Source organism: Pseudarthrobacter sp. MOO13, assembly GCF_058267655.1.
In genome coordinates, this window is record NZ_CM177848.1 from 2,255,761 (window position 1) to 2,268,786 (window position 13,026).

Below are 13,026 nucleotides of genomic sequence, written 5' to 3' on the forward strand. Positions count from 1 at the left end.
AACTTTCTTTTGAACGACAAATAGTCGTGGTGACCGAAGTCGGGGGCGCCTTGCGGGATTACCTGCTGGACGGCCGGCCTCTGCTGGACGGGTATGGGCCCGAGGAGATGTGCACGGGCGCCCGGGGCCAATCCCTGATTCCCTGGCCCAACCGCATCCAGGGCGGCAGTTACGAGTGGGAGGGCCAGCGGCTGCAGCTTGACCTGAGCGAGCCGGACAAGGGCGGCGCCATCCACGGGCTCACGCGTTGGCGGAACTGGGAGGCCCCGGCTGTGGAGCACACTGAGGACTCCATCTCCTTCACCTACACGCTCCACTCTTGCCAGGGCTGGCCCTGGGTGCTCGACTGCCGCCTGGACTACCAGCTTGGCCATGACGGGTTGACCGTGCGGACCACGGCCATGAACCGAAGTGCGTCGCGGTGCCCCTACGGGACAGGGGCGCATCCTTACCTCAGCACCGGTGTCAGCGCTCCCGGGGCCATCAATGCCGCGTTGGTCCAGGTGCCCGGGCGCACCTTCCTGCCCGTGGACGAGCGTGGCATACCCACTGGTCGCGAGCGGGTTGAGGGCACCGAGTATGACCTGCGGGAACTCCAACAACTTGGCGGGCGGCACATCGACGTCGCCTACACCGACCTGGTCCGTAACGCTGACGGGCGGGCCCGGGTGAAACTCCGGCGCCCGGATAACTCCGGAGGGGTTGAGCTGTGGGTGGACGGGTCCTATCCGTACCTGGAAATCTTCACCGGGGACACACTCCCCCAGCCGGGCAGGCGTCGGAGCGGGCTGGGGGTTGAACCAATGACGTGCGCCCCGGACGCTTTTAACTCCGGTGAGGGCCTGATAACCCTTGAACCCGGGCAATCCCACACCGGTCAGTGGGGTATCAAGCCGCTCTAACCGGGCCGCCAGGTCCGCGCAGCGTTGGAGAACTGACGCGAGCAGCTCGCCAACTATTGCGTACACGCAATTATTGAGGTTGAATGAAGACATGGCTTGCGGCACCAGGACTTCGTCACTTCACGTGTTGGCTCCCAGGGTAAAGCGGCCGTCAGTGGTGCCTTGGACACCGGCGGCCGCCGCGAAAGCCTCCAGCGCAGCAGCCAGTGCCGGGCGGCGACCCAATGGCATCCTCAAAATCACCTCCGCGATGGCTTGCCGCCGGTGCTCGAGCACGGAGTTCACCAGAGCTTTTCCCTTTGTGGTCAGTTCGAGACGGATGTATCGCCGGTCTGCCGGGTCTTCCCGCCGCTCGAGCAGGTCAGCAGCGACCAGCCGGTCGCAGATGCGCGTGGCGTTGGAGGCATGCACACCCAGTTCCGCGGCCACGCCGCCCAAATTTTGCGGTCCCCGCGTGTGGATGAGGACCAGGACCCGCAATTGCGGAGTGTTGACCACGTCCTCTACCTCGGCAACGGAGCGGGACACGACACGCAAAAGGGTATCCGCGGCCCGCATTACCGCTTCAACTTCCCGGCTAGAAGGTTCCGGGACTAATTCAGATCCACCAGCTGTATCCATGAGTACCAGTTTCCTCCGATAGTTGCTTTCCCGCAAAGTTTGAAGATTCCAGAGCAGCAGTACGAGAAAGTCCCCGGATGAGGAGAAATTGTGGGAACACAACAGGCAAAAGGTACCTTGGCGGAAACCATCGATGGGATCGACCCTCTCATCAGGAACGTTCAGAGCGGCCGGTTTGAGTGGCCCCTATCGGCAGTGACGTCCGTGGGGATCTTCCCCGAGCCACCCGAGACAACAAAGGGGCCCGCCGCTGGCCCGCGGACCCGCTCGGAGCAGCGGCGGTGGCGGAAGCCCTGCCTCCGCACGGCCACCACGATGGCGCTTCCTGTTGAGGTCGAAAATAGGGCCTGCTAAATGCTCACAACAATGGAGAGGACTCAGCCTGTGAAAATCCTGCTGACCGAACCGACACCCCGCCTCATGGCAAGGGTAGTGTAATGCCCGCATGGTTGCTGGCATGGATGTGGGGCACCATCGCCGGCGGTGCCCTGGTCGTAGGGTGCGGCTTGGCGTGGAAGTGGAAAATCCCGTCCAAGGTCGTGTCATCGGTGATGTCTTTTGGTGCCGGCGTACTGATTTCGGCCCTCGCGTTTGGGCTGGTTCAGGAAGCAGTCAACGGCGGTGGGCTGTGGCCGACCATCGGCGGTTTCGCCACCGGCGCCGTGGTATACGTTGCCGCCAACGCCCTGCTGGCCCGCAAGGGGGCCAAGCACCGGAAGCGGTCAGGCGGAAAACAACCATCCGAGCAGCAAAAGCCGGGCAGCGGGACCGCCATCGCGATCGGGGCCCTCCTGGACGGCATCCCGGAATCAGTCGTTCTGGGCGTGGGTTTGGTGACCGCCGGTGCAGTCAGCCCGGCCATGCTGGCGGCCGTGTTCATCTCTAACGTCCCCGAGGGCCTATCCAGCACTGCGGGCATGAAAAAGGCCGGCCGGAGTGCCAGATATGTGTTTGGGGTGTGGGTGGGAATTGCTGTCGTTTCGGGCCTCGCAGCCTTGGTTGGCTTCCTGGTCCTGCAGGACGCACCCCCGGAAGTTGTCGCCTTCATCACGGCCGTGGCCGCCGGCGCGATCCTCGCCATGCTCGCCGACACGATGATCCCCGAAGCCTTCGAGGAACACCACCTGCTCACCGGCCTCATCGCCGCCGTCGGGTTCCTGGCAGCCTTCACCGTTGACCAGGTCGGCGGCTGAACCACCACTGAAAGGAAACCCATGAGCTCCAATCCAAACAACGCCGGCCGCGCCAACCCTGAGCCGCTGAATCCTGACCCCACTGGCCAGGACCCCAGCGCCACAGACCCAGCCGCGGATGCCAAACTGCAGCTCCAGCTGGCCATCTTCGACGCCACCAGGGACGCCCAGGGCAACAGCCTCGACGAGATCCTGAAAAGGCTGCGGTCGGCCTTCGCAGACCACGGCGTTCAGACACCGCCGGGCACCTGGCTCGAGTCCGTGGCTTCCTCCGCGTTCTACGGTGAGCCCTACATTATCGACCTCCCCACGGCTGTTGCGGCCGACAATACCCTGCCCGCCCCAAGCACCGATGTGCGTCGCAGGCTTGCCATCCGACGCCGGCTGCGGCAGGAGAAACTACCGGCGGGGACCTTCCCCTCCCCGGCCTCCTGGGATGTACCGGGCAACGAGACCACCCACCACCGCAGGCCCGGGCACGTCCGCCCGGCTACCATCTCCCGGACAGCAAGCGGGACCCGTATGGTCGTGGCTGCTGTCGGGGCGGTAATGGCGGTGCTTATGGCCATCCGGGCCGTTCGGGAGGCCAAACACACCCCAGTGCTGCCCCTCCAAGCACTCGACGGTGCGGCCTGGAAGGGTAACAATGCCTGAAATCAGTGACTACGCCATTGTCGGTGACCTGCACACGGCCGCGTTGGTCAGTACCAGCGGGTCAATCGACTGGATGTGCCTGCCCAATTTTGACTCCCCCGCCTGCTTTGCAGCTTTACTGGACACCCCGGCCGCGGGCCGGTGGCTCATGGCGCCCGCGGGTGCTCAGAAGTGCACACGCCGCCGGTACCGCCCCGGCAGCCTCATCCTTGAAACCGAATGGGAAACAGCCGACGGAAGCGTCAGGGTCACCGACTTCATGCCGATCCGTGATGACGCCGCCGACCTGGTACGGATCGTCGAAGGGCTCAGCGGCACAATCCAGATGTACGGGGAACTGTGCCTCCGCTTTGACTACGGACACATCGTGCCCTGGGTGCGGCGCAACGACCACGGGCTGAGCGCAGTCGCGGGCCCGGATACCGCTTACCTCACCACGCCGGCCCCCCTCGAAGGCCAGGACATGCGCACCGTCAGCGAATTCACCGTCCGGTCCGGTGAAAAAGTGCCCTTCGTGCTGACCTGGGTTCCCAGCAGCAAACCAGCCCCGCGCCAAACCGACCCGAGCACGGCGTTGCGGGTAACGGAGGACTTCTGGCAGGACTGGATCGGCCGCAGCAGGATAGAAGGAAAGTACAAGGACGCCGTCGAACGCTCATTGATTACCCTCAAAGGGCTCATCTACGCTCCCACGGGCGGCATCGTCGCCGCCCCAACCACGTCCCTGCCAGAGGAACCCGGCGGATCCAGGAACTGGGATTACCGGTTCTGCTGGCTCCGCGACGCGACCCTGACACTTCAGTCACTGCTCGCCGGAGGCTACACCGACGAAGCGGCCGCCTGGCGCGAATGGCTGCTCCGCGCCGTCGCCGGGGACCCCGCCGACCTGCAGATCATGTACGGTATCGACGGCACCCGCCGCCTCCCCGAAACGGAACTACCCTGGCTCGCAGGATTCGAAAATTCAAAACCGGTCAGGACAGGAAACGCCGCCGCACCCCAACTCCAGCTCGATGTATGGGGTGAGGTCCTAGACGGGCTATCCCTCACCCGTGCCGCCTTCCCGGACACTGAAGACGATTCCTGGGACATCCAGGTCGCCCTCATGGAATACCTCGAAGGCGCCTGGGACAAACCCGACAACGGGCTCTGGGAAATGCGCGGCCCCCGCCGCCAAAACACTCACTCAAAAGTCATGGCGTGGGTCGCCGCAGACCGCATGGTCAAAGGAATCCGGCAATCCGGGCTGCCCGGCCCCGAAAAGCGGTGGTCCGCCTTGCGGGACACCATTCACAAAGATGTCATGACCCACGGCTTCGACACTGACCGAAACACCTTCGTCCAGTCCTACGGAAGCAAAGAACTGGACGCAAGCCTCCTGCTGATCCCCCGCGTAGGATTCCTGCCCCACGACCACCCCCGCGTCATCGGCACCGTGGACGCCATCCAACAGCACCTCACCGAAGACGGCTTCGTCCTCCGCTACCACCCACAAGCGAGCAACGACGGCCTACCAGGAACCGAAGGCGTCTTCCTCGCCTGCTCCTTCTGGCTTGTCGACGCCCTGCTCGGGATTGGCCGCCGTGAAGAATCCCAAGAACTCTTCGAACGACTCCTCAGCCTCCGCAACGACGTCGGCCTGCTCAGCGAAGAATGGGACCCCAAGAACCAGCGCCAACTGGGCAACACCCCGCAGGCATTCAGCCACTTCCCCCTCATCCACTGTGCCCTGCAACTTCACCACGGCCGCGCCAGGCACAGCGACACGCCCCTGCCCAGCCCCAAAAACCCCGACCACGGCCCGTCCCGCGGCCACGAGGAATCCGTCCGTGGAAGGGCAACGTGAAGCCTGACGCCGTAGTTGTCGGGGCGGGACCCAACGGGCTCGCTGCTGCCGTAACCTTGGCGCGGGCCGGGCTAAAGGTACGGATGATTGAGGGAGCACAGACGGTCGGGGGTGGAGCCCGGACGGCAGAGCTGACGTTGCCCGGGTTCCACCATGACGTTTGTTCAGCTGTCCACCCCATGGCCCTTGCCAGCCCTTACTTCCAGGCATTTGAACTTGAAAAGCGCATTCGAACTGCGCGTGCCCGAAATCTCCTACGCCCACGCCGTGGATGCAGCCACAGCCGGGATCGCATACCGCAGCCTCGCCCGAACCGTCGAGGACCTGGGCCCCGACGGGGAACGGTACCTCCGGCTGTTCCAACCCCTCGTTCAAAGGGTCGACGGGATCACTGACGTAGCCATGCACCAACTGCTGCGTATCCCCCGCGACCCCCTCGGATCGCTCCTCTACGCCGCCAGAACCGTGGAACAGGGCGGGCCCTGGTGGAACGCACGCTTCACAGGAGACATCGCCCCAGCCATGGTCACCGGCGTCAGCGCCCACTGCATAGGGTCGCTACCAGGACTGGCCACCAGCGGCACCGCGATGTTGTTGGGCGCGCTCGCCCATGCCGGCGGCTGGCCGCTCCCCATAGGCGGATCCCAATCGATCGCTAACGCCATGGCTGAGGACCTGCTGAACCATGGTGGAGAGATAGTCCTCGGCTCCCCCATCACCGACTTGGCTGAAGTCCGGGACGGTTCCCGGCCAAGGGCCATCCTCTTGGACCTCTCCCCAGCGGGGCTTGCCCAAGTGGCCGCAGCCGAACTCCCCACAAGCTACCTTCACAAACTTGCCTCGTTCCGGTACGGGAACGGGGTCAGCAAAGTCGACTTCGCCCTCTCAGAACCCGTACCGTGGGCCAACCCTGCCCTTGGCGCGGCGCCCACAGTGCACTTGGGGGGAACCAGGGGAGAAATGTCCCGTGCGGAGGCCGAGCTAGCGTCCGGAGGGTATCCCCGACAGCCCTTTGTCCTTGCATGCCAACCATCGACCTTGGACAGCGGCCGTGCCCCCTCCGGGAACCACATCCTGTGGACCTACACTCACGTCCATGCGGGCTCGAGCGTGGACTCGACAGAAACGATCATCAGGCGGGTCGAACAATTCGCACCGGGCTTCCGGGACGTCATCCTGGCTACGCACTCCATCACAGCCCACCAATACAGCGAGTACAACCCGAACTACGTTGGGGGCGACTTCTCCGCAGGTGCGCTTTCGCCCCGTCAACTGCTCACAAGGCCGGTTATTTCATCCGACCCCTGGTGGACACCAGCAAAAGGTGTCTATCTGTGTTCATCCTCAACGCCACCGGGGCCCTCGGTCCATGGCCTGTGCGGGTGGTACGCCGCCCAGTCCGCTCTTAAACGAGAATTTGGACTGCCCTCACCGGAACTGACGTACCGGACGTAGCCGCCGGGTAAGAAGGCACTGGATATCGGACAAGTTCGCCGGTGAAAGACCTGGATGGGCACCAGCCGGGGGCAGTTCATCGCCGGGACGCTTGTCCCTCGTTATTGCCATCTGCAGTTCTTGGCCTAACGTGCTCCGTGGGACCTGGAAGAGGAAACAACTGAGCGCTCGGGTGTCGCGATAAGGGGGTACAAAAACATGTCCTTTGCGCTGCCGCAATGGTAGCGTAGTAGCAAGGAACTGCAGGCCTGCAAGGTGCCGGCAAAATGCCGCCTTTCAGGAAAGGGAAAATCATGGACCAAGGTTCAACTGCGTTCATCCAGTGGCTGTGCTGGATAGTTGCCGTTGCCAGCGCCGGCACCGCACTCATTCGGGCCGGTGTGGCTTCCACCGCTGGGCCCCGGGCCGTTCGGCAGAAAAGCGGACAGATAGGCGCGCTCTGGATACTCTGCGCCGCTTCTGTTCTCACCGGCTTTATCCTCGCAGCAGCCGCTGTCCGGAGCGGCCGCTGAACAACGCCACGGTGCGCGCACCGGTGGTCCTCAGTTAGGCCCGAACTGGTCATGATGATCAGTTCGGCCCACACCAAAAGCAGGAGGAAGAACCATGGCAACTGTCAGCGATTTCGTAATCCAACGGGTGAGGGATTGGGGGGTCAGCCGCATCTTCGCTTTTCCCGGCGACGGGATCGGCGCATTCGACGGTGCACTGGAGAAAGCCCAACGCGCTGAAGCGGGCCTGAAGTATGTACGCCCCACACATGAGGAGATCTGTTCGCTGATGGCCACCGCGCACGCGAAGTTCACCGGTGAAGTTGGCGTCTGCGTTGCGACCTCCAGCCCGGGTGCTTTCCACATGCTCAACGGACTCTACGACGCCCAGATGGACAATCAGCCTGTCGTAGCTATCGTGGGCCAGCAGGGGCTCAACGCGCTGGGCACCTTCACGCAGCAGGAGAGCAACCTCGAACGCACCCTTGCCGATGTCGCGGTCTATGTCCAGACGATAGTCTCACCCGAACAGGCCCAGGCGGTCGTTGACACCGCTTTCCGTACCGCCAAAGTTCGGCTGGGGCCCGCCGTGATCATCTTTCCCCACGACGTGCAGGGAATGAAAATGCCCGAGCTTTCGCCCCAGAACTGGGTATCACGCTCCAGCGCCGTCGCCCCGTCCATCTCAATCGTCCCCCCACAAAGTGAGATCGAGAAGGCCGCAGCAATCATTAACGCGGGCAGTAAAGTCACGTTCATCGTCGGCCATGGGGCGAACGGGGCCACGGATGAGGTCCTTAGGGCCGCAGAACTCTGCGGAGCGGGCCTGATTACGGCCTTACGCGCGAAACAGGTGATTCCCTCAGACGTGCCGCACCATTCCCAGCAGCTAGGACTCCTGGGTTCCCTGCCCAGCGTGCACCAAATGAGCAACTGCGACACTCTGGTATTTCTCGGGACCAACTACCCCTACAGCCAGTTCCTGCCCAAAAGCGGGCAGGCGCGGGCGATTCAAATCGATCTTAAACCCGAGCAGATGGGACTGCGCTACCCCACCGAACTCAACCTGTGGGGAGACGTGAGAGCAACCCTCGCCGCTCTTATTCCGCATCTGGACTCGAAAACCGACCTCTCCTGGCAGGATACGGTCGCCGAGGAGATGCTGGAATGGGAAAGAGAGATGGAAGCGCAGGCGATGCTGTCCTACGAAGACGGCGTCAACCCCCGGCGCGTCTATCACGAACTAAACAAGCGCCTGCCCCCACGCGCCATAGTCACCGCGGACGCCGGTTCAACGGCAGACTGGTACGGCCACCACATCAGGCTCCGCCACGGCATGCTCGGTGATCTTTCCGGACGGCTTGCCAGCATGCTCGCCGCCATGCCGTACGCCACGGCGGCCAAGTTCGCCTACCCTGACCGATCAGTTGTCTGCACCATCGGCGACGGCGCCTTCCAGATGCTCGGCATGAACGAACTGATAACCATCAAGAAATACCTGCAGGAATGGGAGAACCCGCAGCTGATCATCATGGTTCTGCACAATAACGACCTCACACAAGTGTCCTGGGAGATGCGCACCGAGGACGCAAACCCCGTGTGGTCCACATCCCAGGACATTCAGTCAGTTGACTACGCCGGGTGGGCGGAGTTGCTCGGCTTCAGCGGAATCCGGGTCAAGACCGACGGTGAGGTCGCCGGCGCCTGGGACACGGCATTCGCGCACCAGGGGGTCACCGTCATCGATGCCTACACGAGCAAAAACGTACCGCCCCTTCCCCCGCACATCACCCTCGAGTTCGCCAAGCACACTGCGGAGGCGCTACTCAAGAGAGACCCGGACGGGGTCGACGTGGTGCGCGACTCGGCCAAGGCGCTCCTTACGGAAGGAATGGAACGCGTTAAAGGAAAACTTCACATTGGCCAGGACCACGACGAGGACGAGCACTAACGAGAGCACCGAACGGAAGCCGGCACTTGAAAATCCGCTTTGATCGGACCACTATGGATGGGTTGCGGAAGGGTTATCGAGGCCGCATCAGTTGATTCCGCCTCCGGGGAAGACGAGGGCAAGTGCTACATCCAAGCGGCTGTAGCGGGTCGAAGCCCGGTGACCAGGGCGCGTAATGACTCGATGGGTGCCTATCGCGGCCTTGACTGCTGCACAGGGCCTCAAGGCCTCGCCTCCGGGGCATTGCGCCCGAGCCTCAGCCCACGGGCGTTCAGTGACTGGCAAGTCAGGGGCCAGGAAGTGCGCACGCAATGCGGGAAGCCGCGTAACCGCTTAGTCGTTTCTTCGTGTCCAAATGCTTGATTGGTCCTGCTGCACCTACACCGCTCAGGGCTTGTGGCCGAGACGCGAGCTGCCACCAATAGGAGGATTGCCGTCAAGACCGAGGCACCGCTGCCGGACCGAAGGACACTGACACAGGCTTCATTTCCCGGCAGCCAACGAATGCCAGGACTTTCAAAAAAGCTGGGACCCGCTTCTTGCGATAAAGCAACAATTGCGCAAAAATAAGAGCAGGGTTCGTGAGTGAAGCCCCCCGCGTCACTCCACCTGAGGGGTGCGTTCCATTGTTTTGGCGGCTCCACGTGTAATACGTCCTGCTCGTTCCGCCCAGTAGTGGAAAGCGGACCGCCGGGTCCGCGGGAGAGCAACAGCGCGCTGGGGCGCGATCTGATAAGCCACATATTGCGAAGGAGCAATTCTGATGGCACGCAGCGTGACGTCCGCCCCTGCGGTGGGCAATGCACGGTGGAAGCGGCTGATTCCCGTCGCAATCATCGTCTACATCATCTCGTTCATGGACAGGACCAATATCGGGTTCGCCCTCAACGGCCTCCACCAGGACCTGGGCATTGATGCGGCCCAGCAGGGACTGGCAGCCGGCATCTTCTTCATCGGCTACCTCGTCCTGCAGATACCAGGCGGTCACCTTGCCGAACATTGGAGTGCGAAGAAGTTCGTCGGCATCATGGTGCTCATCTGGGGCGTGCTGGCTGTCCTTTCCGGATTCATCCAGGACTTCACCCAACTTCTGGTGGTGCGCTTCTTCCTCGGCGTCGCCGAGGCCGGGATCTGGCCCGCCATCCTTGTCCTGATCAGTCACTGGTTCCCGGCCGCTGAACGCGCCCGGGCCTACGCGTTCTGGATGATGAACATCGCCATCGCCTCCATCATCACCGCGCCCCTCTCGGGCTGGATCCTATCCTTTTCGGATTGGCGGTGGCTCTTCATCATCGAAGGTATCTTCCCGTTCGTCATCGCTGCACCACTGTGGTGGGCCCTGATCGCCGACCACCCGCGGGAAGCCAAGTGGTGCTCCGTCCAGGAACGGGAGTACATCGAGAAGGGCCTTGCTGCTGATGCCGCGGCACATCCACAGCAGGAAAAGCTCGGCCTCCGGCACGTCCTGTCCAACGCAGTGGTGTGGCGGCTGACCCTGGTGTACTTCCTCATCCAAATCGGCTTCTACGGCATCAATATCTGGCTCCCCCACGTGATCAAGACGATCACCTCCGGATCTTCCATCGAGGTTGGCTTCGTCACCGCGATCCCGTATGTGCTGGCCATGGTGGGCCTCTGGTACAACGCCAAGGCAGCCGACCGCACGGGCCGATACTCCACGCACGTGCTCCTCTCGATGGCCGTTGGTGCCGTGGCACTGGTGCTCTCGGTGGCAACCGGGGATAACGTTCCATTCCTTGCGGTCACCCTGATCAGCATCGCGGTCGCCGGCGCCCTGGCCTACGACGGCCCCTTCTGGGCCTCGGCCTCCCGTGCCATGCCCGTAGCTGTCGCGGGCACCGCCATGGGCCTGATCAACGCGGTGGGCAACCTCGGCGGATTCGTCGGGCCCTACGTGGGTGGATACCTGCAGGACGTGACACATGGCAGCTTCCTCGCCACGTCCATCTTCCTGGCCGCATGTTTGCTGGCTGCCGGCCTGGTGATGCTGAGCCTGCGGCGCGGCGGCGACAGGCCGGTGCACGGCAGGTTTCCCAAGGATCATTTCCGGGGGCCGGACTCGCAGAAGCCTATGAAGAAGACTCCCTGAGAGTGAGCGCCCTCGCCTCACGGCTCAGTGGAGGTGCCATGTTCTTCGACCTCCTGGGCACTCAGATCACCGGCCGTCAGTTCGGCCGGTGATCTGTGAGCAATGCGCGCCCGCTCGGGAGGAGGAGCAGGCAGTGTGAATGAGGGAGCTCAACTGACTCTTGCAGTTGATTGAAGACCTGCTGGCTGGACAGAGTGAAGTTTGGCCCTCCCAGGCGGCGTTGCCTGGGCCTCCCGGTCAAACAACACTGCGCCGAACAACCCGACGGATGGGAAGACGGGAATTTGTCGGTAGCTCTCTGATGGCGAACCCCTGTTTTTGATCGACCACACCGGGAAGCACGGCGAGGACTGCCTCCGAGGGGAGCCGCCCTATAAGCTGCTGACTCGCTGACTGTTAATACCGACTTACCCGTCGTAAGGGCCGTTACGTTAGTCATGGCAGGGAGTCATCGGTTTCACCGGTCGACGTCGGCGCGGCTGAGTAAGGCACTTAGGGTCGGCATCTGTCTGCCGTGGTTGTCTAACCCACCCGGTAGTTTTCGACGGCCGTGCTGCGAAAGGTCAGCCCGTTGCCTGGGGAGTGTGCATCGGGTGCGATCGTGCCGCCGCTGGGATCCAGGGTCCCGTCAAAGAATGTCCGTTCGATGCGGACGTGGTCGTGGAACCACTCCAGATGGCGAAAGTTTTCTGTTGCGGCGGCGACGGGAGCGCTCAGGTTCGGTGCGCAGTGGCCGGACACCTGAAGTCCATATGCTGCCACCGCGGCGGCTATCCGGAGCCACTGGGTGATGCCGCCACAGCGTGAGACGTCCAGCTGGACGCAGTCCACGGCTTCGGCTTGGCATAACCGTTGGAAGTAGAACAAGTCGGTACCGTATTCCCCCGCGGCAACATCGGCAGTTATTGCCTCCTTGACGGTCCGCAGTCCGAGCAGGTGGTCGGAGGACACTGGCTCTTCAAACCACGCGAGCCGGGATTCCTGAGCCGCTTCGAAAACCCTTATGGCTTGTTTTGCCGTGTAGGCGCCGTTGGCGTCGACGAACAGTTCTGCGCCATCCCCAACGATGGTGCGTGCCTCATTGATGCGCTGCAAGTCCCGTGCGATGTCATTTCCGTTATCCTGACCGATCTTTATTTTCACCCGAGGGATCTGTTGGCCGTGGACCCAGCCGGCGAGCTGGTCCTCCAGTTGTTGACGGGAGTAGGTGGTAAACCCGCCGCTGCCATAAATGTTGACCGTCTCGCGCGCCGCTCCCAGGAGGCGGTACAGGGGAAGGTCAAGCAGGCGTGCCTTCAGATCCCATAAGGCACAGTCCACCGCAGAGATGGCGTAGCCGGCGAGCCCGCTCCGACCGGTGTTGCGAACGGCCCTCAGCATCGATAGGGCGGCGCCTGTGGTGTCCCAGGCGGACCGTCCCGAAATGGCCGGTTCGAGCAGTTCTGTGATGAGCTTTGAGCAGGAGACAGGCGCATACGTCCAGCCGATCCCTTCGGAGCCGGCGGCCCGGGCACGGACCACAACAACCGTGGTGGAATCCCAGGCGAATGTGCCGTCCGCCTCCGGGCTGTCGGTGGGAATTGTGTACGTGCCGACGTCCAGACCGATGAGGACCGGATCCGATGTAGTTCGCGTGACGGCCATGGTCAGCCTTTCTTGTTTGAGAGGGTTTCCTGCGATTCTGCTTTGGCTCCCCCGGCCGCCGTTAGCACCAACTACTGGAGCCGGAGGCTTCCCCGGGAGCTCATTTGTAGCCTCTGCGAACGAGATAGCCGACGTTCGGGTCTCTTGTGCCCTTTATAA

Annotated in this window: 9 protein-coding genes and 1 pseudogene; 8 read left to right on the forward strand and 2 right to left on the reverse strand. The window is 62.9% G+C overall.

Going from position 1 to position 13,026, the window contains the following annotated elements:
- Nucleotides 1-29 precede the first annotated feature (29 nt).
- Nucleotides 30-902 (forward strand): aldose 1-epimerase family protein, encoded by an 873-nt coding sequence (locus tag AC4EEO_RS10450; protein WP_491329810.1) that lies wholly within the window; start codon nt 30-32, stop codon nt 900-902.
- A 120-nt stretch (nt 903-1,022) separates the two neighbouring features.
- On the opposite strand, the gene AC4EEO_RS10455 is transcribed toward AC4EEO_RS10450, so the two are convergent.
- Complete coding sequence (locus AC4EEO_RS10455) at nt 1,023-1,430, reverse strand: MarR family transcriptional regulator (protein WP_285244056.1); 408 nt, start codon at nt 1,428-1,430, stop codon at nt 1,023-1,025.
- A 530-nt stretch (nt 1,431-1,960) separates the two neighbouring features.
- Between AC4EEO_RS10455 and AC4EEO_RS10460 the strand changes: the two genes are divergently transcribed.
- From AC4EEO_RS10460 to AC4EEO_RS10490, 7 genes and pseudogenes are all read left to right on the forward strand, one after another.
- Complete coding sequence (locus tag AC4EEO_RS10460) at nt 1,961-2,716, forward strand: ZIP family metal transporter (RefSeq protein WP_491329809.1); 756 nt, start codon at nt 1,961-1,963, stop codon at nt 2,714-2,716.
- A gap of 21 nt (nt 2,717-2,737) precedes the next feature.
- Complete coding sequence (locus AC4EEO_RS10465) at nt 2,738-3,370, forward strand: hypothetical protein (protein WP_491329808.1); 633 nt, start codon at nt 2,738-2,740, stop codon at nt 3,368-3,370.
- Nucleotides 3,363-5,216, forward strand: a complete 1,854-nt coding sequence (locus AC4EEO_RS10470; protein ID WP_491329807.1) for a glycoside hydrolase family 15 protein — start codon at nt 3,363-3,365, stop codon at nt 5,214-5,216. The genes AC4EEO_RS10465 and AC4EEO_RS10470 overlap by 8 nt, the downstream gene beginning before the upstream one ends.
- Nucleotides 5,213-5,332 (forward strand): annotated as a pseudogene (locus tag AC4EEO_RS10475) (NAD(P)-binding protein); the annotation flags it as partial. The gene AC4EEO_RS10470 and the pseudogene AC4EEO_RS10475, both read left to right, overlap by 4 nt.
- 100 nt (nt 5,333-5,432) lie before the next feature.
- Nucleotides 5,433-6,671, forward strand: coding sequence for a phytoene desaturase family protein (locus tag AC4EEO_RS10480; protein WP_491340453.1), 1,239 nt, complete (start codon nt 5,433-5,435; stop codon nt 6,669-6,671).
- Nucleotides 6,672-7,277: 606 nt separating this feature from the next.
- Complete coding sequence (locus tag AC4EEO_RS10485) at nt 7,278-9,113, forward strand: thiamine pyrophosphate-requiring protein (RefSeq protein ID WP_463960777.1); 1,836 nt, start codon at nt 7,278-7,280, stop codon at nt 9,111-9,113.
- Between the two features lie 763 nt (nt 9,114-9,876).
- Nucleotides 9,877-11,223, forward strand: a complete 1,347-nt coding sequence (locus tag AC4EEO_RS10490) for an MFS transporter (protein WP_491329805.1) — start codon at nt 9,877-9,879, stop codon at nt 11,221-11,223.
- 522 nt (nt 11,224-11,745) lie between these two features.
- Here AC4EEO_RS10490 and AC4EEO_RS10495 read toward each other — a convergent pair.
- Nucleotides 11,746-12,867 (reverse strand): enolase C-terminal domain-like protein, encoded by a 1,122-nt coding sequence (locus AC4EEO_RS10495; protein ID WP_491329804.1) that lies wholly within the window; start codon nt 12,865-12,867, stop codon nt 11,746-11,748.
- Between the last annotated feature and the right edge of the window lie 159 nt (nt 12,868-13,026).